The organism is Sporosarcina sp. FSL K6-5500, from assembly GCF_038005665.1.
Taxonomy (GTDB): Bacteria; Bacillota; Bacilli; order Bacillales_A; family Planococcaceae; genus Sporosarcina; species Sporosarcina psychrophila.
The window spans coordinates 1,326,384-1,346,609 of the sequence record NZ_JBBOTP010000001.1 but is presented as its reverse complement, the minus strand read 5'-3'; the positions used below and the strand labels follow the sequence as shown (position 1 = coordinate 1,346,609).

Sequence of the window (20,226 nt, the reverse complement as noted above, 5' to 3'; positions counted from 1 at the left end):
CATCTGTTAAGATGAAAGAAAAAGTGGCAGGTGAATCGAATGAAAGAGCAAATCTTAATCATCGAAGACGAAGAAAATATCGCACGTGTCCTTCAGCTTGAGCTTGAGTTTGAGGGCTATGAAACGGGCATTGCACATACAGGACCAGACGGGCTTATCAAATACCGTGAACAACAATGGGATCTTGTTCTATTAGATCTTATGTTACCTGGATTGAATGGATTAGACGTATTGCGACGGATTCGAGCAACAGAAGCAGACACGCCAGTCATATTATTGACGGCGAAAAGTGATGTGGAAGATAAGGTGGCGGGGCTTGACCTCGGGGCGAATGATTATGTGACGAAACCTTTTGAAATCGATGAATTACTCGCAAGGATTCGTTCGGCGCTTAGATTCTCTAAACCTGTGGCGTCTGTAGAGACTAAAGACGAACATCTCCTTGAATTTGCGGGTTTGTCTCTTCATGAGCAAACACGTGACGTAACAAGAAATGGCCGCTCCATTGAGCTAACACCACGGGAGTACGATCTTTTACTTCATCTGTTGAAACACCCAAACCAAGTGTTGTCACGTGAACAGTTACTAGATGCTGTTTGGGGATTCGACTATTACGGTGATACAAACGTCGTGGATGTGTACATTCGATATGTCCGGAAGAAAATCGAACAAGGGGAAAAAAGCACGCTTATCCAAACGATACGGGGTGTTGGTTATGTTTTAAAGGAGCAACAGGTTAATGAAGCTTAAAACAAAGATCCACCTTTTTTCTACGTTGCTGATGCTCGTTATCTTAACGTTGACGAACACGGGCATCTATTTTGTGTACGGGAAATTGGCATATGACACGGAGTATAATCAGCTAAAGACGCAATCGCAGGACTTGATTGCTTCGCTCAGCCAGATGACCGAAAAAACGAATCCAGCGACGGTTCTCCATGCCTATAGACCACCGAATGGTGCGGTCCGTATTTTGGATCCAACGGGCAAGGTGAAAGTGGAGTCCGAATCGGCGGAAGGAATTAGGAGTTACCATCCTGAAATAAAACCAGGCGAACGCTATTCAATCGGTGAATTTGACAATACACCGATACTTACGATACGCGAGCCAGTTATTTGGACAGACGGAAAAGTGGTTGAACTGCAAACGATTCAACTGCTAAGTGATGTAAAACATAATTTGAGCTTGCTCAAGCTTATCCTCTTCGGAGTGACCCTTATCGCGATGATTCCCATAACGATTTCAAGCGTTGCGCTTGGTCGCATCGTGATCCAACCAATTGATAATCTCATTAAAACGATGTCACAAAGCCGGCAAACGGGAACATACGAGAAGATTGAGGTCCCAGCCGAAGGGAAGGACGAAATGGCGCAGATGGGCCATGAGTTCAACGATATGATGGGGCAACTCGAGAGCAATTTTAAAAAACAAGAACAGTTCGTTTCCAATGCCTCGCATGAATTAAAAACGCCGCTCACTGTTATAGAAAGCTACGCGCGGCTTCTCTCACGCCGCGGATTTGATGACCTTTCGGTGGCAAAAGAGGCAGTCGGAGCAATTCTTGGGGAATCCATTCGGATGAAGGATATGATTGAGCAAATGCTCCATCTTGCAAGAAATCAAGAACATGTTGCGTTTAAGTTTGAGGAAACGGATATTAATTCTTTGGTTGAAAAGACCTTACAACCAATGCGTCATGCACACGCAAGAGATTTCATTCTAGAAGGGAACGGTTCTGTGGTTGTGGTAACAGATGCTGAAAAACTTAGGCAATTATTATTCATCCTCCTTGATAATGCACGAAAATATAGCGAACGAGAAATTAAAACGACTATTTCGAAAAATGAAACTTCTATTTCCATTGCTGTTACTGACTATGGAAACGGAATCCCTAAAGAAGCCTTGCCGCACATTTTTGACCGATTCTATCGAGTCCATGAAGACCGAAACCGTAAAACAGGTGGAACGGGCCTTGGGCTGGCAATTGCTAAGGAACTTGCAGATGGTCTTGGAGCAGAATTGAATATAGAAAGTAGCGTTGGCGTAGGAACCACCTTCCGGATCATCATGCCCAAAAAACAGATTCTCACCGATTTTTAATGTTGGAATCGTATGATGAATGAAAGGAGGCGAGGAGTATGCATTTTTTGAAAAAATCATGGTTTATTCCGTCCCTGTTAACCTTAGTACTTCTAACGGTGGGCGGATTTTATATAGGAAGTTTGATCAATAAGCAGGAACCGATGGCGGCTGATACGATCCGAACTCAGTTGGAGAGCATGTACGGTGGAACTGTTGACCGCATCTCAATAACGAACGGCGTTTATCAAGCAGAAATGAGTCGAGGTGAAGCGGTTTATTCGGCTGAAGTTGACGCAATGACAGGAAGTGTTTTATCGCTTACCCAGACTGGTGAAATGAAGGAAGAGATTCCGGACGTGCTTTCTGAGTCTAAGGTGAAAGAAATTATAGCGGGGAAATATAGCGGTGAAACGGAACGGATTTCATTGATTACAGGCGGGGAAACCCTGATTTACGAGGTGAAGCTGTCGAAAGACCCGAAGTTTACAAAGGTGACAGTCGACGCCATGACGGGGAAAATAATCACTGAAACCGTGAAGGAAACGACAGGGGAAAATGCGCTTATTACCAAGGAACAGGCAATTGCAATTGCGCAAACTCAACTAAAAGGTGATGTAGATGACTTTTCGTATGAAAAAACAAGCGATGGAGGCTACTACCTAATCGAAATCGAAGCAGCTGATGACCGGGAAGGTACCTTCCAGATTCATGCAATTTCAGGAAAAATAATGTCTGTCACATGGGATGACTAATCTCTCATCAAATTCTAATACTCCTCACAATGTCCTCTCATGTTCGCCGAGTAATATGAAGGTAACAACAAAAGGAGGAGATACAAGATGAAGAAATGGATGATGATTCCAGCATTGGCTGGCGTGCTTGTAATAGGTGGAGTTGCGGTGGCTGGGAACGCGGGACATAGTTTCGCGGCGACGCCAAAAGGTTTATTGACGATGGAAGAAGCGGAAGCAATTGCTGTAAAATCAGTAGGTGGAACAGTGACTGGAATTGAATTGGACCGTGAACTAGTGGGTGATATTTATGAGGTTGAAGTTAAATCAAACGGCTTTGAATATGATCTCGATATCGATGCGAAAACAGGAAAAGTATTGCGCACAGATAAAGAAAATGATAATGATGACGACTTTGATAACGACGATTCAGACGATAAAGTGATTGCTCCAAATGGTAAATTTATAACAGAAAAAGCTGCTGTCAATATTGCGATGAAACAAGCAAAAGGTACTGTGGCAGAAGTGAAATTAGACGAAGATGATGGCCGAGTAGTCTATGAAATCGAAATTCGAGATGGAAAATATGACTACGACTTTGATATTGATGCAATTTCAGGTGAAGTTCTGAAATTTGAAAAAGATAGTGATAAAGATAATGATTGAAGTAAAGGGGCTGTTCCTGAACAGCCCTATTTTTATGGGGAAAAACAATTTACACTTCGTATACTTTCCCAACTTCAGCAAGTTCAGTAGGCCCATCATATACGACGACAGCTGCATCAAGAATTTCTTCAATATTTCCGTGCAACGGCAAGTGGGTTAACACAAGTTGTTTTACTCCCGCCAATTTCGCCATTCTTCCAGCTTCGCTTCCGCCCATATGACCTGGTGCTTTCCCGACGTGTTCTTCATATAAATTGGCCTCGCTAATTAAAAGATCAGCGCCGCGTGCGAAATCAATCAGTTCATCTCGCCATTCTGTATCTGCGGTGAGTACAATGGACTGGCCACCGACCTTGAATTTCATTGCCAAGCAATAGACGGGATGTACCGTACGGCAAAAGCTCACTTTAAATGGACCTATTTGAATGACATCATCTTCTGAAATGCCAATGCCTATTGTTTGATCTTGGTACGAGAGTTTTGCGAAATTCTCTTGATCTTTAGTGTGCCCATAAATCGGTAATGGAGGAGCTTGATGACCTAGATAAAAATTAATGATCCTGCTGAATTGGAGACTCCCGACGTCAGCAATATGGTCTGCGTGATAATGACTGATGACAACAGCGTCAATTTTTTCTAAAGGTAAATAATTTTGCAATGAGGAAAGTACGCCACTGCCGCAATCAATGAGACAATGAAAGTTATCGTGTTCGATCAAAAAAGACGAAGTGGCACTATTTGCTTTCGGGTATCCACCCCAGATACCGATTGGTGTTATTTTCATTATGAATTCCTCCAATTCCATTGCAAGTGAAAAAAGTGTACCTTGAAACGGAGTCAATTGAAAGTAGGAAGTGTAGAATAATATTGACCCTGTAGGATATAAATACTATAATGTATTCAAAGAATTCAAATAAAGGTGGGTATTAACTAACAGTGGCAGAATCTACACTCGAGCAATTGTGTACTATATATACGGACCTGTCAGCTGATGATATTCAACAATTAAAAAGTGTTGCTTCTACATTACAAATGTATGCGGATTTATCGGATGCTTATATGTTCATTGATTGTAAGATGAAAGACAATGAACAGGCAATTGTTGTTGCCGAGGCTTTTCCAAAGTCTATTAATGCTGTTTATGAAAATTCGGTTATTGGAAAGATAGTGTTTGATTCCTTTGAGCCGGGTGTGTTTTATAGTTATCGAAAAGGGAAGAAGTCACTAATTCGTCAGGCGGTAACACAAGAAGGAAGATCTGTGGAGCAAAGTGTAGTTCCTATTAAAAATAATATGCATCAAGTAATAGCTGTACTTATACAAGAGAAAGAAGTCTATCATGCCATGCCTTACACTAATAATCTTGAAGATCTTCCATTTGGACAGGAGTCAATCGGCTATGTCTTGGGGGATAAGAATAGTGAAATGCCGATAGTTTCGGACTTATTAATGGAAATTTTCCTGTTGACTGACCATGAAAATAAGTTGACTTATGCAAATCCAGTAGGTGTTAAATTCATAACAGAGATGAGTCATACGGAAGAAATACAAAATGTAAACTTAGTAGAGTTATTGCCTTTTCTTAAACCTGTATATGATCAGCAAGATGACGTTTTTGTATCTGAATTAACATTAGACCGTAAGAATCTCGTTGTCAAAAAAATTCGATTGCGAAAAAAGGATGAAATGAGAGGGACCTTACTCGTTATCCAAGACTTAACTGAGCTCCGTACGAAAGAAAAAGAACTTATGATGAAATCCGTTGTTATTCAAGAAATTCACCATAGAGTGAAGAATAATCTTCAAACCGTGGCAAGCTTACTTAGGCTACAAATGAGGAAGGGGATTTCCGAAGAAAGTAAATCCTACTTTGAAGATACGCTAAACAGAGTATTTAGTATTTCCTCCGTTTACGAATTGATTTTGGCTAATGAAGATGCAGAAGATGATGATGTGGATATCATTGAGCTTACAAAAAAGGTTTGTTCAACAATGACAATAAATGGCCCCAATAAAAAAGTGGGCTTGATTATTAGGTCAAATGGCAATAGAATATTAACATCATCAAGGAAAGCGGTTTCAATTGCACTAATTGTTAATGAACTCGTTCAAAACTCCTTGAAACACGCATTTCCTGGAGACACTCGCGGTGAGATTATTGTTAACTTTTATTCGAAGGCAGACTCTTTGGAGCTTCATATTTCCGACAACGGTGTTGGGATTAAACAAACGAAGTCATCACTTGGTTTAGAAATTGTACGTAATTTAGTTGTGAATGACTTGAATGGCGAATTTAGTTATATGCCGGAAGACATAGGAACACACGCAGCAATTATGTTTCCAGTAAGTCCGGAGGTTATTATTTATTATGAGAAAGAAAATATTGATAGCTGAAGATGAATCCTTAATTCGTATGGATATCAAGATGATGTTAGAAGACCATGGCTACGATGTTGTCGGTGAGGCAGGGGACGGTGATCGAGCGATTGAACTCGCATTTTTACATAAACCGGACCTAATTTTGATGGATATTAAAATGCCCAAGATTAACGGACTACAAGCCAGTCAAATTATTGCCAATCAGTTAGACTTACCGATTTTAATCATCACGGCTTATAGTCAAAAAGAATTTATCAAGAAAGCACAACAGGATAATATTGTAGGTTATTTGGTCAAACCTATTGCGGAATCAAATTTAATACCAGCAGTTGAAATCGCTCTCCATCAGTCGGGTAAAGCAAAAAGACTGAAAGAGGATATTAAAAACGCGAAACAAGAAGTAGAAAAAAGAAAACTGATTGAACGAGCCAAAGGAATTCTAATGCAAATGGAACAAATAACGGAAGAAGAAGCATTTAAACGAATGAGAGATTTCAGTATGACCAGACAAATGACAATGGAGTCATTGGCTAAGGAAATTATTGCACAACAAAAGTGAATAACAACAAGCAAAGGCGCTTAAAGAGATTGTTCTTTAAGGGCCTTTTTGTATTTATTTGGGGAGGTGATTGCTAATTGACTACTAAACAAAGAACAAAATGATAACGTTTTTATTAAATTACTACATAATAGGGGGAATACTAATGGCGATGATAGGCACAGTAATTGTATATATTATTATGTTTTGTGCAGTTTTGGGGGCGTTTGCGGCAATTAAAAACCCGGAAGATGGGCTTGGTAAGGAATTTATGTCTGGTCTTCATGCGGTTGGTCATATCTTTGTACCGGCAGCTGGTATCATGGCATCCATACCTTATTTAACATGGTTTATCAGTAAGTTTATCGGACCTATTTTTGATGCTATTGGGGCGGATCCGGCAATTGCCGCGACGACAATCTTAGCATCGGATATGGGCGGGTATCAGTTAGCAAACGCATTGAAAACATCCTATGAAGGCTGGGTAATGGCATTAATTGTAGGATACATGGCGGGGGCAACAATTGTATTCTCGATACCTATGGGACTTGCAATGCTTGATAAAAGAGATCATAAATACATGGCACTTGGCGTAATGTCTGGTGTTCTAACAATTCCGATCGGTGCATTTATTGCTTCTGTATTGGTCGTATTGTTTAATACTGAAATTCGTGATGTCATAAGCACAACATCCGATTCTACGTATGAATTTGTCATCAGTTATGGACAAATACTAATTAACCTATTACCGTTACTCATATTCGTACTTTTAATCGCGGCAGGGTTGAAGTTCTTCCCACGTGGCATGATTGCAGGGTTTATGATTTTTGGACGTGTAATGGATGCGGCTATCAAACTAGTGTTAGTCTTCTCGATCGTTGAAATATTCACGGGTTTATTCACAACTATTTTTGGTGCATGGGGCTTCGATCCAATTATGGCGGATGAAGCAGATCAATTCCGCGCACTTGAAACGGCTGGTTATATTGGTATCATGTTAGCAGGGGCATTCCCAATGGTTTACTTACTACGTAAATATGCAGCGAAACCATTGGAAGCAGGTGGACGTAGGATTGGACTATCTTCCACAGGGAGTGCTGGTATCTTAGCGACAATGGCTAATATTTTGGCGATGTTCTCGCTAGTTAGATACATGAGGCCGAAAGATAAGGTCATTAACATCGCATTTGCAGTCTGTGCAGCATTCTTGCTAGGAGATCACTTGTCCTTTACGGCAAACTTCCAACCAAATATTATTTTGCCAGTAATTATTGGTAAATTAACAGCCGGTATCTGTGCAATTGGGATAGCGTACTGGTTATCTGTTCCAACAGCTCTGAAACTTGAAGAGAAAGACCGTGCAGATGGAACCATTCTTCCAGGCGAGTACTTAGAAGATGAAAAAGCCGAGAAGTAAGATTAAGCCTGATTGTACTAACCTTTTAACTATATAAGTTGAAATAAAGATTCCCTTGTAAGGCGCCTAAGCTAAGTTTTACATGTATAAATATTTTCGATATATATCCAGCAGAAAGGGGCAAATAAAGTGAGTGAAGAGAAAAAAAGGTTTATCCAAGAATTTGTACCCGGTAAGCAAATCACATTAAGTCATTTAATCGCTAATCCGAATCCTGATATGTTTCAAAAACTTGGTATTCAACAAGCAGGTGCGTTAGGAATTATGACATGCACACCAAGTGAAACAGTAATAATCGCGGGTGATTTGGCAACAAAAGCAGCGAATGTATCGATTGGTTTCTTAGATCGATTTACGGGAAGTCTTGTTATTGTTGGTAGTGTTTCAGAAGTCGACATGGCTATGAGTGAAATTAATCGATTTTTATCTGAGAGATTAGGATATACGCCAGCACTCATTACAAAGTCGTAAGGACGTGTTTGAGAAGATGAAAAACAGGGCGATGCTTATTGGTTCAATTGGCGCTGGAAAATCTACGTTAACGAATGCGTTATTAGGAAAAACAGTCGAGGCATTTAAAACACAGACATTGACCTATTACGATTGGATTGTAGATACACCTGGTGAATATACAGAGAATCCAATGTTTTATAAAAGCATTATGGCTACTGCTTTAGAAGTAACCCATGTGTTTTACTTGCAGGATGCAACAAACGGGAAAATGATTTTTCCGCCTGGATTTAGTATGGGGATTACGAAATTGCCGATTGGAGTGATTACCAAAAGTGATCATCCCAATGCAGACATAGCGCGGTCAATTGACATGATAAAGTCTGTTGTTTCGAGTGGGCCCATTGTCATTACTTCATCAGTTGAAGGAATTGGCATTGAGTACCTGAAAGAATTAGTGAAGTTAAATGATATGAATTCAATGAAAAACTTCGTAATCGCCGCTATGGACGATAAGCTTTTATTCAACGACTACCTTTACACTTCACGTAATGTTTGATATATTAATACTATTAAAAGTTAATGAACACGGCAAAGGCGCCTTTACTACTCGGAGAGTTTTCTTCGGGTCTGTAGAGGCGCTTTTATTTTTTGTCTAGAGTCCAGGCGCCTTGCGCTTTTATATCACTTAAATGAGGTGTGAGTATGGGTGGTTCCAATCGCGAACCGGAGACGATGATTAGTGCGGGGATTGACATTGGCACGAGCACAACAAAGCTAATTATTAGCCGATTTTCATTGATGAATGTAGCAGGTACCACTCATGTTCCCAAAATTGAAATTGTAGATAAAGAAGTTCTATACAAGAGTCCTATTTTCAGAACACCTTTAACCAATCCTTCGACGATAAATGTTGTGGAGATTGAAAAAATTGTTCGTTCAGAATATGCAAAGGCCGGTATCGTTGCTTCGCAAATTGCAACCGGTGCAGTCATTATTACCGGTGAAACGGCGACAAAGCAAAATGCGAGCGAGATGCTTCACTATTTGTCAGGTGAAGTTGGTGATTTCTTAGTAGCTACAGCAGGACCGGATTTAGAAGGAATTATAGCTGCTAAAGGTTCCGGAGCATATGACTATTCTAGTCGTAGCGGAAAAGTAATTGCCAATATCGATATAGGCGGAGGAACGGCGAACATTGCTGTTTACAAAGATAAGGTACTTCTTGGCACATGTACATTGCATATTGGAGGGCGACTCATAGAATTTCATGAGGGGAAAGTAAATTCTATTTCTCCGCCTGTACAAAAGCTTTTAACGGAGCAAAATGTGTTATTACATGTGGGCGATAATCCAGAATCAAGGAATATTAAATTTGTAACCGATTTCATGGCGGAGTCGTTGGGAAGAATACTGAAAAATGATGTCCAAGAAAAGGATGAAGTGCTTTTGCTAGGACATCATCCCAACTGGCACGAAAAGATTGACACACTTGTTTTTTCGGGTGGTATTTCTGAGTGCATGTATAATCATGAACCGGATAAGGGGCAGAAATCGAATTACGATGATATAGGTGTACAGTTGGCAAAAGCTCTTCAAAGGAATGAAGCATTGCAAAGCTATTCATGGTTGGAGCCTGTTGAAACAGTACGGGCAACAGTTCTTGGGGCGGGCACGCAAACAACAGAAATTAGCGGAGCAACAATCCAGGTGGCATCGGATGAATTACCGCTTAAGAATATACCAGTTTACAATTATGCGTTTGGTGAGAATCTCCAAACTGGATTAGAAAACTTTGAAATAGCCGTTAAAAATGCAATCGATATATATGATGCGGCCAGAGAAGGACAGAACTTTGCATTATACATTTCCGAACTGCCTTATATGGGCTTTAGAGATATTCAAAAGTTAGCGGCCGCCATTATTCAGGTGATGGAACAACGACCTGATCCCGATCAACCGATTGTTCTAATTTTACAAACTGATCATGCAAAAGTGTTAGGTCAAACTTTGATTGCTATGCAAGTCAGGCAAAGCGTTATATGTATCGATCAAATTACTGTCGAACATGGTGATTATATGGACATCGGAAGAGCACTTGAATCCGGAGTTGTCCCTGTCGTCGTCAAAACATTAACATTTCACTCATCGTGAAGGAGGGTGTCTACTTTTGATATTAAAAACAACTTTAGGCGGCATAAGTTATAATTTCGCCGATCTGAAAGAAGTAATGGCAAAAGCAAATGAAGAAAAGTCGGGAGATCGGCTGGCGGGTGTTGCAGCGGAAACTGTACAAGAACGAATTGCTGCAAAAACGGTCCTCAGTGAAATCTTATTAAGTGATATTCGTAACAATCCTTTAATACCAATCGAAACGGACGAAGTTTCCAGAATTATTGAAGGCGATATAAATGAACGGATTTATGCAGAATTAAAAAATTGGAGTGTCGCTGAATTACGGGAATACATTTTAAGTAATAAAGTGGGCGACCGTGAACTGAAACGTATTAGCCGGGGCTTAACTTCCGAAATGATTGCTGCAGTTGCGAAGTTAATGTCTAATCTTGATTTAGTACATGCGGCCAATAAAGTTGAAATATTAACAACATGTAATATTACGATTGGTCAAAAAGGAACGATTTCATCTCGGTTACAGCCAAATCATCCGACAGACAACGTGGATGGAATGATTGCGTCTCTGAAAGATGGATTGTCATATGGAATTGGCGATGCAGTAATTGGGATTAACCCTGTTGACGACTCCGTTGAAAGTGTTAAACGGCTATTGCATGCGACAAAAGATTTCATGCAAGAATGGGAAATTCCTACTCAAAACTGTGTGTTAGCTCATGTAAATACGCAGATGAAAGCAATTGAACAAGGTGCTCCCGCAGATATGATTTTCCAAAGTATTGCAGGAACCGAAGTAGCAAATCGCTCATTTGGTATTACTGCAGAACTGATTGCAGAAGCAAAAGATCTCGCTATGAAACAGGGAACGGGTTCAGGCCCACAAGTTATGTATTTTGAAACGGGTCAAGGGTCAGAGCTGTCGGCAGAAGCGCATCATGGAATTGATCAATTAACGCTAGAATCTAGAAATTACGGATTCGCAAGACACTTCGATCCGTTCATCGTAAATACGGTGGTCGGTTTTATCGGACCTGAGTACTTGTATAACAACAAACAAGTCATACGTGCTGGTCTCGAAGATCACTTCATGGGTAAAATGCACGGCATTCCGATGGGTGTGGACATCTGTTACACAAATCATATAAAAGCAGACCAAAATGACATTGAAGATTTAGGTGTCTTATTATCTGCTGCGGGTGTCAACTTCATCATCGCTACTCCTATGGGAGACGATGTAATGCTGAATTACCAGTCGATGAGCTTCCATGATGTAGCAACGCTTTTACAAACGTTTGGTAAAACACCGGCGCCGGAATACTTAAAATGGCTTGAAAAAATGGGGATTTATGAAAATGGTCGCTTAAGTGCTCGAGCAGGCGACCCTACTATATTTACACGTTAGGAGATGACATCTGTGAATGAACAACTCATTGAAAAGATTACGAAGATGGTCGTTGAAAAACTCCAAACAAGTAACTTGAAAACAGATGATCGTGATAATGACAACAAACAGATGCCTGTTATGTTGTTTCAAGAGACTTTAGTAGGAAATCATTTTACAGAGGAAACAGTGCGTGCAACTCCTGATGGAAATGTGAAATTCTTCGATACGGCGCTAGAGGATAAAAAGCCGAAAAGCGTAAATCTGCAAGCAAGCAAAAGTAAGCCTGTAATAGAGGAATCAAATAAGGAAGCGTACTTAGCTGATCTTCGTAAGAAAACACCTGCACGGATTGTAGTAGGAAGAGCTGGTACTAGACCGAAAACAGCTACCTGGCTCCAATTCAGATTTGACCATGCAGCAGCTGTAGACGCTGTTTACGGTGAGGTTCCGCAAGAAATATTGGAACGATTGGGCTTCCTCCAATTGCATTCAAAAGTGTTGGACAAAGAAGAGTATATCCGACGACCTGATTTAGGAAGAAGATTATCGGATGACTCTAAAAAAATGGTTGCGGAAAAATGCCAGCGCGCTCCAAGGGTACAAATTGTTGCTTCTAACGGACTAAGTGCCAAAGCACTTGAAGTGAATTTAGAAGATGTCTACTTATCATTGGAGCAGTCGTTAAACAATTTAAATATTGAGATGGGTACCACTATTTATGTTGATAAAGGCAGAGTTGCTTTAATGGATGAAATAGGTGAAATCCTGCAGCCTGATGTCGTCATCATTTTAATTGGGGAGCGTCCAGGACTTGTCTCGGCAGAATCATTAAGCGCCTATATTTGTTACAAACCCCGCATTGGAACGATTGAAGCGGAACGCATGGTCGTTTCAAATATTCACAAAGGTGGAATTCCACCGGTGGAAGCAGGAGCGTATCTTGGAACTGTTATCCAAAAGATATTGAAGTATGAAGCAAGTGGCGTTTCACTTGTTAAGAAGGAAGGATAGGAGGTGTGTAGATGTCATGAAGAAAGTTCATGCAGAAGTGTTGTCTATGCAAGTTATTCCTAATGTAGATGCTGGGCTAGCTACGAAGTTTAATTTAAAGCCTTACCAACGGAGTTTGGGGTTATTTACAACAACGATTGATGACGTGGGTTATACGGCTGCCGATCAGGCAACGAAAGATTCGGACGTCGAAGTGGTCTATGCAAAAAGTTTTTACGCAGGATCGGCACATGCATCGGGTCCTCTTTCAGGAGAATTTATCGGCATCATAGCAGGTTCATCTCCGGATGAAGTGAAAAGCGGCCTTGATTCGATTCGTACCACAATCGAAAATACGGCTTACTTTGAAGCCATCAATGATGATGAAAATCATGCGTTATATGCGCATACAATTTCAAGCTGTGGAAGTTATTTGGCAGAGGTTGCTGGGATTTCACCCGGCCAATCGCTTGCTTACTTAATCGCTCCGCCAATCGAAGCAATTGTAGGACTGGATGCGGCGTTAAAGGCGGCAGACGTTAGTGTGTGTGAATTTTTCGCTCCGCCTTCTGAAACGAACTTTGGTGGAGGGTTACTAACAGGCAGTCAATCTTCTTGCCAAGCAGCGGCGGATGCGTTTAGAGAAGCCATTTTGAATATGGCGAAGAGGCCTTTAGAATATTAGGAAAGGAGAGAGTGCAGTGGTAATAGCAATAGATGCTGATTTATTAGCTCTCCAGGAAATGCGTACAGCAGTGCAAATCGCTAAGGAAGCACAATTAGCTTATATGAGTTTTACACAAGAGCAAGTGGATCGTATCGTTAAGGCGGTTGCTGATGCGGCGTACGAACAGTCTGCAAGACTAGGTAAGATGGCAGTAGAAGAAACAGGAATGGGTGTAGCCGCTCATAAAACCATTAAAAATGAAGTTGGTTCAAGAGATGTTTACGAAAGTATTAAAGATTTAAAAACAGTCGGTGTAGTCGGTGAGGATAAAGTTAAAAAGGTTGTTGAGATAGCTGCTCCTTTTGGAGTGGTGGCAGCAATCATTCCAACAACAAATCCAACGTCAACCGCGTTTTTTAAAACATTAATTGCTTTGAAAACGAGAAACTCAATTGTCGTAAGCCCCCATCCCTATGCAATTCAATGTACAAACGAAGCGTTAAAGGTTTGTGACGAAGCGGCTGTGGCGGCGGGAGCACCAAAAGGGTTGATCCAGTGCTTAACGATGGCTTCGATGGATGCAACACAACAATTGATGAAGCATCCCGATGTGAACTTAATTCTTGCAACGGGTGGCAGTGCATTGGTAAAAGCGGCATACAGTTCAGGGAAACCTGCATATGGAGTCGGTCCCGGAAATGTTCCCGTTTATATTGAACGTTCTGCCAAAATCGAGAAAGCTGTTAAAGATATCATCGACAGTAAATCTTTCGACTATGGAACAATCTGTGCAACAGAGCAAGCGATAGTGGTAGACCGCAACATTTTAGAGCTAGTTAACCGCGAATTAAAGAAAAACGGTGCGTATATTTTATCAGATGAAGAAAAGCTCATCATGGAAAAAGTAGTTTCACCTATTCCAGGAAAAGTGAATCCTAAAATTGTTGGGAAAAGCCCACAAGTCATTGCGAAATTGGCAGGCATTACACTACCCGAAGGGACACGTGTCATCGTTGGGATGGAAACAAAAGTAGGAAAAGAAATTCCTTTCTCACTTGAAAAGTTATCCCCTGTTTTCGCAATGTATGTAGCATCTGATCTGAATCATGCAAAAGAACTTTGTTTATCATTATTAAACCTAGGCGGCCGTGGGCATTCGCTGTCCATTCATACAGAAACAGACGCTATCGCACGTGAATTTGCGATGGATATGCCTGTCTCACGTATTTTAGTAAACACGATGTCATCCGTTGGAGCGGTTGGGGGCACAACAGGTTTAATGCCTTCGATGACATTAGGTTGTGGGACATTCGGGGGGAATATTACATCCGACAATGTAACAGCTAAGCATTTGTTAAACATTAAACGAATGGCTTATGGCATTAAAGAAGTACAGCTTCCGAAAAATACAGCTGATTCAAGTGAAGACGTAACAGAACAAGTGGTCTCACAAGTATTGAAATCTATGAGTTCAAGTGACAATGTCAATCCTGAAATGGTGAAAGACTTAGTCAACGAAATCGTGAAACAATTATCTAAATAAGAATACTTCAATACCTCTGCAAACTAGCGAAGGCGCCTTAAAAGAGGCATCCCCAAGCGCCGCAGCGGATTCAATGAAATGCTTCATTTCAACACACCAAACTAAAAATTACTAGGAGGAAACAGACATGAATAGAGAAGGTACAGCATTAGGAATGGTAGAAACAAAAGGATTAATCGGTGCAATCGAAGCAGCAGACGCAATGGTGAAAGCAGCAAGCGTACATCTAGTTGGTAAAGTACACGTAGGTGGCGGAATTGTAACTGTTTTAGTACGTGGAGATGTAGGTGCAGTTAAAGCGGCGACAGATGCAGGAGCTGCAGCGGCACAACGTGTAGGCGAATTGCTATCTGTTCATGTAATTCCAAGACCGCATGATGAGCTTGAAATGCTATTACCTAAATCAGATAACTAATACTCGCATGTTTTTAACAGGAAGGCGGTAACGACATGGATCAGCAATTGATTGAAAAAATTGTGGGGGAAGTACTTGGTCAATTAACAAAAGCAGAAATTGAACCAAAACAAGCACCTGTACTTCCTCCAAATACAATACCAATCGCTGTTTCTGCTCGTCACGTCCATTTGTCGCAAGAACATGTTGAGATACTATTTGGTAAAGGGTATGAATTAACGAAGAAAGCTGATTTATCCCAACCAAATCAATTTGCAGCGAATGAGACAGTAGTCATTGCAGGTCCAAGAGGGAGCATTGAACGAGTTCGTGTACTTGGCCCTGCGCGCTCGTTGACGCAAGCAGAAGTCAGCTGGACAGATGCTATGAAGCTTGGCGTTAAGCCGCCACTTCGTGAATCAGGTAATATTGCAGGTTCAGGAGCATTTACGTTAATCGGGACAAAAGCAAGTCTATATCTCGATGAAGGGTTAATCATTGCCCAAGCTCATATTCATATGCAGCCCGAGGACGCAACGCAATTGGGTGTACAAAATGGCGAGTATGTAACGGTAGAAGTAGCTGGAATACGACCGATTGCTTATCGTAACGTGAAGATTAGAGTTTCTGAGCGGTATCGTTTAGAAATGCATATCGATACTGATGAGGCAAATGCGGGTTTAATCACGCAGGGAACGGTTGGGCATGTTATTCGCTCTGGCGAAGTTCGTTCAAGCGTACTTGTCGACAATAAAACGTCAGAGATTATTGTTAAAAACCAGCATGATTTTAAAAAGAAATTGCTGTCAAATGATGATGTCAGAGAAATTACGGCAACTGAGATTATCGTTGAAAAAGGAACAATCGTCACAGCACTTGCGCGTGATACAGCAAGAGATTTAGGTAAATCTATTTCCGTTAGAAAATAGAAAAAGGTGATAGTCATGCGTTTAGGAAAAGTGATTGGAAACGTTTGGGCAACACGCAAAGAAGAAGGATTACAAGGTGTGAAATTACTGATCATCCAACCTGAAGATGCGTATGGTAACCCGGTGAGAACACATTTTGTTGCCGCAGATCGACTTGGCGCCGGAATTGGTGATCAAGTCATTGTAACAAGTGGCGGTTCATCGCGTTTTATAGATAAAGATAACCCCATTCCAATTGATGCGGTTGTGATTGGAATAATCGATTCAACAGAAGTGAAGAGAGGTGAAATCGATGAGTCAAGCAATCGGAATGATTGAAACAAAAGGATTAGTCGGTTCCATGGAAGCGGCAGATGCAATGATTAAAGCGGCTAACGTTAGATTGATAAAACAAGAATTTATTGACGGCGGAATCGTGACGGTTATTGTTCAAGGTGATGTTGGCGCTGTGCAAGCAGCTGTCGACGCCGGCCGTGAAGCTGCGAAGCGTGTAGGTGAACTTTTAGGAGCTCACGTTATTCCGCGTCCAGACGAATCTGTTTATAAAATGGTTAAACCCCTTGACTATAATGAGTTTGAACAACAGAAAAAACAAGTGAAACTTACACCTGCACCTACTACTAAAGAGCAGGTAACAAAAAAGACTGATAGTTAATGGTTATGGAAGGGTGAGCATATTTGGCTTTTCGGAGAAATAAAATCGCCGTAATTGGTGCGGGTTATACCGGTGCCACAGTAGCTTTAATGCTAGCGCAAAAAGAGTTGGGTGATATTGTATTGCTCGATATCCCTGAACAAGAAAACCCTGTAAAAGGGAAAGCGCTTGATATACTACAAACAGGTCCTGTTCAAGGTTTCAATGCAAAAGTAATGGGGACTTCCAATTACGAGCATATTCAAGACGCGGATATGGTCATCATTACTGCAGGTATTGCAAGAAAACCTGGTATGAGTAGAGATGATCTTGTCAATACGAATGCAAAAATTATGCGTGCTGTATCGGAGCAAGTGAAAAAATATGCACCCGAAAGCACTATTTTAATTTTAAGTAATCCTGTAGATGCAATGACATATGTCTGTTATAAAACGACGGGGTTCCCTAAAAATAGAGTCATTGGTCAATCGGGTGTACTTGATACAGCCCGCTTTAATACGTTTGTCGCTGAAGAGCTGAATATTTCAGTGGAGGATATTTCCGGGTTTGTTTTAGGGGGGCACGGGGATGATATGGTGCCTCTTGTTAGGTATTCCTACGCAGGTGGTATACCCCTTGAGAAAATCATTCCTCAAGATCGCATGGATCAAATCGTAGAGCGAACGAGAAAAGGCGGCGGTGAAATTGTTTCCTTACTTGGAAACGGAAGTGCATACTATGCGCCAGCTGCTTCACTTGTCGAAATGGCCGAATCAATTATTCGTGATAAGAAAAGGATTTTACCGTCAATTGCTTATCTAGAGGGAGAGTACGGCTATACTGATTTATATTTAGGTGTTCCAGCTGTGATTGGCGGGAACGGTATAGAGAGCATTATTGAGCTTCCGTTAACGATTGAAGAGAAGGCCGCGCTAGACAAGTCGGTTGAATCAGTTCGTTCCGTACTGGAGATATGTGATAAATAAGCAAGGGCATTCCGGTTATTCGGGATGCTTTTTTTGTGTCTTGTAAATTACGATATCGAGATAGGCGGTGATAAATCCGTTCGAGTCGGTGATAAAGTGCTTCAAGGCGGTGATAACCAAGTTCATGCCGGTGATAAAATGCTTTAAGGCGGTGATAAAACCAGCAATTCAACTAGGCGATGGGAAGGTGCAAGTAATGGGAAGGCGAGCATAGCATGCCACTTGCTGGTCAAAAAAAGATAATAAATTGAATACTCTTTTTAATGATGGTTTCTGTGATCAGAATATGGTACGATTTCCTTAAGCAGACGTCAAAAACTAGCGAGGAGGTTGAGGAAATTCATCAGTAAACGAAGAAAGGAACCATTGCTACTTGAGGGGTTAAACGCGGCTATCGAGCGTATAGCGCCGGAACAAGGAACAATTCTTCCTCTATTGAAGGCTAGATACGCATCAGTAAAAGCTGGGTTCGGCGGAGAACAGCAACTAGACAGGATATTTGAAAGCTATTCTTTTCCAATGAAACACCAAGTCCTGTACGATTTATCTCTTACATCGAGTACTCATTTTCAAATGGATACATTATTCATCACACCGTCGTATGCAATAATTTTTGAAGTAAAGAACATTGCTGGAAAACTTAAAGTAATTAATAATCCACCACAATTAATCCGTACACTGGACAACGGGGAAGTGAAGGGTTTCAACAGCCCTATTACCCAAGTGCAGAGTAATTGTGAGCTACTGCGGGACTGGTTTCAAGCACGCGATGTCTATTTACCGATTTACGGTGCAATCGTTTTGGCTTATTCAACACAACGTATTGAACTATTTGACACGGAAATTCCATTCCTATTCCCAAAGGCAGTTCCCACTTACATTCGCAGTCTTTCCGCAGAACCCCCACTGTTGGACGATGCAAGCTTCAAAAGGCTAGGGCATGAACTTGTTGCCAGCCATCGCGAATTTATTCCACCCCCAATCAGCTTCACCTACCCTGATATTCAGAACAAAATTATAACAGGCGTTGCATGCCCATCATGCGGTCTTTTTGGAATGAAAAAATATATGAAAGGTTGGCGTTGTACAGCATGTGATGGGACAAGTCCAGATGCCCATAAAAAAGCAATCCGTGATTGGTTTCTTTTATTCGGAGGGGCAATGAAAAACAAAGACTGCCGGGAATTTTTACACATTGATCGCCAACAAACAGCTAATCGGATTTTAAACAGCATGAATTTACAAACGGAAGGGGCGAATCGAAATCGAAGTTACTCGATGAATCTCAGATTGAAATGTGAAAAGCGCACCTAATTCAAGTGCGCTTTTTCATTTTGAGTTATTTTGGCCATGACGGTGATAAACTTGTTTGAGTCGGTGGTAAAGTGTCCCATGGCGGTGATAACCTCGTTGGAGTCGGTGATAACTCGTCTCACGTCGGTGATAACCCTAACATCAACCGCGAAGCTAGTCACAATTCGTACGCCCATTCCTCTTTCAAGATCAAATATAAGACAAGCAAAGTGTTTTCTAAATCAAGGTGGCTTTTTCCTGCTATTTCTAATCCTAATTTAGGGAATAATAATCCGGCCATTTGTAGAGTAAGTTCAGATCTTTCGTTTGTTGGCAACTGCATAAGACGATTACTATAGGTGTTAATGAGGTTCCAATCTTTCTGGCTGAGTGATTGTAAAGCCCACTCATCAATGTTGAAATCGTCTTTCGTTAGGCCTTTTTCTATGATTTCTTTTTCAATCGGTGAAAGCTTCTTCTTTCGTTTCGCTTTTCTCTCATGGACGACGATTGTCCCTGCCACAAGGTCCCCAATTCTTTTATGTGTTGGATGGAAGTAAATCATTATGATGCCCAGAAAGTAACCTGCCGGTAAATTATCAACAATCCGAAGAAAGTTACGAATAAAACTAGATAAGAGAGTCAGACTATGGCCATTTTCCTGAATGGCTCGAATCCCGACGATTCGCTTTCCAATTGTTCTCCCACCTGAAAAGTATTCGAGAGCGATAAAATACCCTGAGTTAATAATAAAGAGGCCAACGATTGTAAGTCCTAATAGAAGGGAGTCTGTACCTGCATAAGCCAATAGGTCCATCTCGCCAGTAAAAAGGATAATAAGAGAAATAATGATTAACGCATTCACGACGAGTAGAATAAGTTGGTCGATTATAAACCCTGTGGCTCTACTACCAAGACCCGCAAGCTGAAATTGAAGAGATACGAATTCCGGCGTTTTAATTCCTACTTGCTCTTGTTTCACAATGATTTCCTCATTTCTGGTGGAGTT

Annotated in this window: 22 protein-coding genes; 20 read left to right on the top strand and 2 right to left on the bottom strand. The window is 41.1% G+C overall.

All coding sequences use genetic code 11. The annotated features are described in order from the left end of the window. Nucleotides 1–39: 39 nt before the first annotated feature. From MKX62_RS06105 to MKX62_RS06090, 4 genes are all read left to right on the top strand, one after another. Complete coding sequence (locus tag MKX62_RS06105) at nt 40–750, top strand: response regulator transcription factor (RefSeq protein WP_338654757.1); 711 nt, start codon at nt 40–42, stop codon at nt 748–750. Continuing rightward, nucleotides 740–2,101 (top strand): sensor histidine kinase, encoded by a 1,362-nt coding sequence (locus tag MKX62_RS06100; protein WP_340741046.1) that lies wholly within the window; start codon nt 740–742, stop codon nt 2,099–2,101. Before MKX62_RS06105 ends, MKX62_RS06100 begins: the two co-directional genes overlap by 11 nt. A gap of 38 nt (nt 2,102–2,139) precedes the next feature. Beyond that, the gene (locus MKX62_RS06095; RefSeq protein ID WP_340741045.1) at nt 2,140–2,835 is read left to right on the top strand and encodes a PepSY domain-containing protein; all 696 of its coding nucleotides are present in this window, start codon (nt 2,140–2,142) and stop codon (nt 2,833–2,835) included. Nucleotides 2,836–2,922: 87 nt separating this feature from the next. Continuing rightward, nucleotides 2,923–3,480, top strand: a complete 558-nt coding sequence (locus MKX62_RS06090; RefSeq protein WP_340741044.1) for a PepSY domain-containing protein — start codon at nt 2,923–2,925, stop codon at nt 3,478–3,480. Between the two features lie 49 nt (nt 3,481–3,529). Here the strand turns inward: MKX62_RS06090 and MKX62_RS06085 are convergent, their stop codons facing one another. Then, on the bottom strand, nt 3,530–4,264 hold the full coding sequence (locus tag MKX62_RS06085) for an MBL fold metallo-hydrolase (RefSeq protein ID WP_340741043.1): 735 nt from the start codon (nt 4,262–4,264) through the stop codon (nt 3,530–3,532). Between the two features lie 152 nt (nt 4,265–4,416). Between MKX62_RS06085 and MKX62_RS06080 the strand changes: the two genes are divergently transcribed. The 16 genes from MKX62_RS06080 (at nt 4,417) to MKX62_RS06005 (ending at nt 19,238) form a co-directional block, all read left to right on the top strand. Further along, on the top strand, nt 4,417–5,874 hold the full coding sequence (locus MKX62_RS06080; RefSeq protein WP_187046120.1) for a sensor histidine kinase: 1,458 nt from the start codon (nt 4,417–4,419) through the stop codon (nt 5,872–5,874). Next, nucleotides 5,849–6,418, top strand: coding sequence for an ANTAR domain-containing response regulator (locus MKX62_RS06075; RefSeq protein WP_340741042.1), 570 nt, complete (start codon nt 5,849–5,851; stop codon nt 6,416–6,418). The genes MKX62_RS06080 and MKX62_RS06075 overlap by 26 nt, the downstream gene beginning before the upstream one ends. 145 nt (nt 6,419–6,563) lie before the next feature. Beyond that, nucleotides 6,564–7,814 (top strand): ethanolamine utilization protein EutH, encoded by a 1,251-nt coding sequence (gene eutH, locus MKX62_RS06070; protein ID WP_067213537.1) that lies wholly within the window; start codon nt 6,564–6,566, stop codon nt 7,812–7,814. Nucleotides 7,815–7,943: 129 nt separating this feature from the next. After that, the gene (gene eutS, locus MKX62_RS06065; protein WP_067213536.1) at nt 7,944–8,285 is read left to right on the top strand and encodes an ethanolamine utilization microcompartment protein EutS; all 342 of its coding nucleotides are present in this window, start codon (nt 7,944–7,946) and stop codon (nt 8,283–8,285) included. A gap of 16 nt (nt 8,286–8,301) precedes the next feature. After that, on the top strand, nt 8,302–8,823 hold the full coding sequence (locus MKX62_RS06060; protein WP_067213535.1) for a EutP/PduV family microcompartment system protein: 522 nt from the start codon (nt 8,302–8,304) through the stop codon (nt 8,821–8,823). A 146-nt stretch (nt 8,824–8,969) separates the two neighbouring features. Next, a complete protein-coding gene (locus MKX62_RS06055; protein WP_187046119.1) occupies nt 8,970–10,418 on the top strand; it encodes an ethanolamine ammonia-lyase reactivating factor EutA in 1,449 nt (482 codons plus the stop codon). Nucleotides 10,419–10,434: 16 nt separating this feature from the next. Beyond that, nucleotides 10,435–11,799, top strand: coding sequence for an ethanolamine ammonia-lyase subunit EutB (locus MKX62_RS06050; protein WP_067213533.1), 1,365 nt, complete (start codon nt 10,435–10,437; stop codon nt 11,797–11,799). Between the two features lie 12 nt (nt 11,800–11,811). Further along, nucleotides 11,812–12,792 carry an ethanolamine ammonia-lyase subunit EutC gene (gene eutC / locus MKX62_RS06045; protein ID WP_338654774.1) on the top strand — a complete coding sequence of 327 codons (981 nt, stop codon included), beginning with the start codon at nt 11,812–11,814 and terminating at the stop codon, nt 12,790–12,792. 16 nt (nt 12,793–12,808) lie between these two features. After that, entirely contained in the window at nt 12,809–13,456 is a 648-nt protein-coding gene (gene eutL, locus MKX62_RS06040; RefSeq protein ID WP_067213531.1) for an ethanolamine utilization microcompartment protein EutL, read from the top strand. Nucleotides 13,457–13,514: 58 nt separating this feature from the next. Beyond that, complete coding sequence (locus tag MKX62_RS06035; RefSeq protein WP_445683546.1) at nt 13,515–14,981, top strand: aldehyde dehydrogenase family protein; 1,467 nt, start codon at nt 13,515–13,517, stop codon at nt 14,979–14,981. Between the two features lie 127 nt (nt 14,982–15,108). Beyond that, nucleotides 15,109–15,396: a BMC domain-containing protein gene (locus MKX62_RS06030; protein ID WP_067213529.1), complete on the top strand. Its 288-nt coding sequence runs from the start codon at nt 15,109–15,111 to the stop codon at nt 15,394–15,396. Nucleotides 15,397–15,431: 35 nt separating this feature from the next. After that, the gene (gene pduL, locus MKX62_RS06025) at nt 15,432–16,304 is read left to right on the top strand and encodes a phosphate propanoyltransferase (protein WP_340741040.1); all 873 of its coding nucleotides are present in this window, start codon (nt 15,432–15,434) and stop codon (nt 16,302–16,304) included. Between the two features lie 15 nt (nt 16,305–16,319). Further along, nucleotides 16,320–16,622, top strand: coding sequence for a EutN/CcmL family microcompartment protein (locus tag MKX62_RS06020; RefSeq protein WP_067213527.1), 303 nt, complete (start codon nt 16,320–16,322; stop codon nt 16,620–16,622). Further along, nucleotides 16,597–16,959, top strand: a complete 363-nt coding sequence (locus MKX62_RS06015) for a BMC domain-containing protein (protein WP_067213526.1) — start codon at nt 16,597–16,599, stop codon at nt 16,957–16,959. The genes MKX62_RS06020 and MKX62_RS06015 overlap by 26 nt, the downstream gene beginning before the upstream one ends. A gap of 23 nt (nt 16,960–16,982) precedes the next feature. Next, on the top strand, nt 16,983–17,924 hold the full coding sequence (gene mdh / locus MKX62_RS06010; RefSeq protein ID WP_338654782.1) for a malate dehydrogenase: 942 nt from the start codon (nt 16,983–16,985) through the stop codon (nt 17,922–17,924). A gap of 330 nt (nt 17,925–18,254) precedes the next feature. Continuing rightward, the gene (locus tag MKX62_RS06005) at nt 18,255–19,238 is read left to right on the top strand and encodes a nuclease-related domain-containing protein (protein ID WP_340741039.1); all 984 of its coding nucleotides are present in this window, start codon (nt 18,255–18,257) and stop codon (nt 19,236–19,238) included. A 157-nt stretch (nt 19,239–19,395) separates the two neighbouring features. On the opposite strand, the gene MKX62_RS06000 is transcribed toward MKX62_RS06005, so the two are convergent. After that, nucleotides 19,396–20,199 carry an RDD family protein gene (locus MKX62_RS06000; protein WP_340741038.1) on the bottom strand — a complete coding sequence of 268 codons (804 nt, stop codon included), beginning with the start codon at nt 20,197–20,199 and terminating at the stop codon, nt 19,396–19,398. Nucleotides 20,200–20,226: the final 27 nt, after the last annotated feature.

Excerpts from the sequence above, each read along its gene's own strand:
- eutH (WP_067213537.1), top strand. The coding sequence starts at position 6,564 with ATGGCGATGATAGGCACAGTAATTGTATATATTATTATGTTTTGTGCA.
- MKX62_RS06105 (WP_338654757.1), top strand. The coding sequence starts at position 40 with ATGAAAGAGCAAATCTTAATCATCGAAGACGAAGAAAATATCGCACGT.
- MKX62_RS06015 (WP_067213526.1), top strand. The coding sequence starts at position 16,597 with ATGAGTCAAGCAATCGGAATGATTGAAACAAAAGGATTAGTCGGTTCC.
- MKX62_RS06035 (WP_445683546.1), top strand. The coding sequence starts at position 13,515 with ATGCGTACAGCAGTGCAAATCGCTAAGGAAGCACAATTAGCTTATATG.
- MKX62_RS06060 (WP_067213535.1), top strand. The coding sequence starts at position 8,302 with ATGAAAAACAGGGCGATGCTTATTGGTTCAATTGGCGCTGGAAAATCT.
- MKX62_RS06095 (WP_340741045.1), top strand. The coding sequence starts at position 2,140 with ATGCATTTTTTGAAAAAATCATGGTTTATTCCGTCCCTGTTAACCTTA.
- MKX62_RS06020 (WP_067213527.1), top strand. The coding sequence starts at position 16,320 with ATGCGTTTAGGAAAAGTGATTGGAAACGTTTGGGCAACACGCAAAGAA.
- MKX62_RS06100 (WP_340741046.1), top strand. The coding sequence starts at position 740 with ATGAAGCTTAAAACAAAGATCCACCTTTTTTCTACGTTGCTGATGCTC.
- MKX62_RS06090 (WP_340741044.1), top strand. The coding sequence starts at position 2,923 with ATGAAGAAATGGATGATGATTCCAGCATTGGCTGGCGTGCTTGTAATA.
- eutL (WP_067213531.1), top strand. The coding sequence starts at position 12,809 with ATGAAGAAAGTTCATGCAGAAGTGTTGTCTATGCAAGTTATTCCTAAT.
- pduL (WP_340741040.1), top strand. The coding sequence starts at position 15,432 with ATGGATCAGCAATTGATTGAAAAAATTGTGGGGGAAGTACTTGGTCAA.
- MKX62_RS06075 (WP_340741042.1), top strand. The coding sequence starts at position 5,849 with ATGAGAAAGAAAATATTGATAGCTGAAGATGAATCCTTAATTCGTATG.
- MKX62_RS06030 (WP_067213529.1), top strand. The coding sequence starts at position 15,109 with ATGAATAGAGAAGGTACAGCATTAGGAATGGTAGAAACAAAAGGATTA.
- MKX62_RS06055 (WP_187046119.1), top strand. The coding sequence starts at position 8,970 with ATGGGTGGTTCCAATCGCGAACCGGAGACGATGATTAGTGCGGGGATT.
- MKX62_RS06085 (WP_340741043.1), bottom strand. The coding sequence starts at position 4,264 with ATGAAAATAACACCAATCGGTATCTGGGGTGGATACCCGAAAGCAAAT.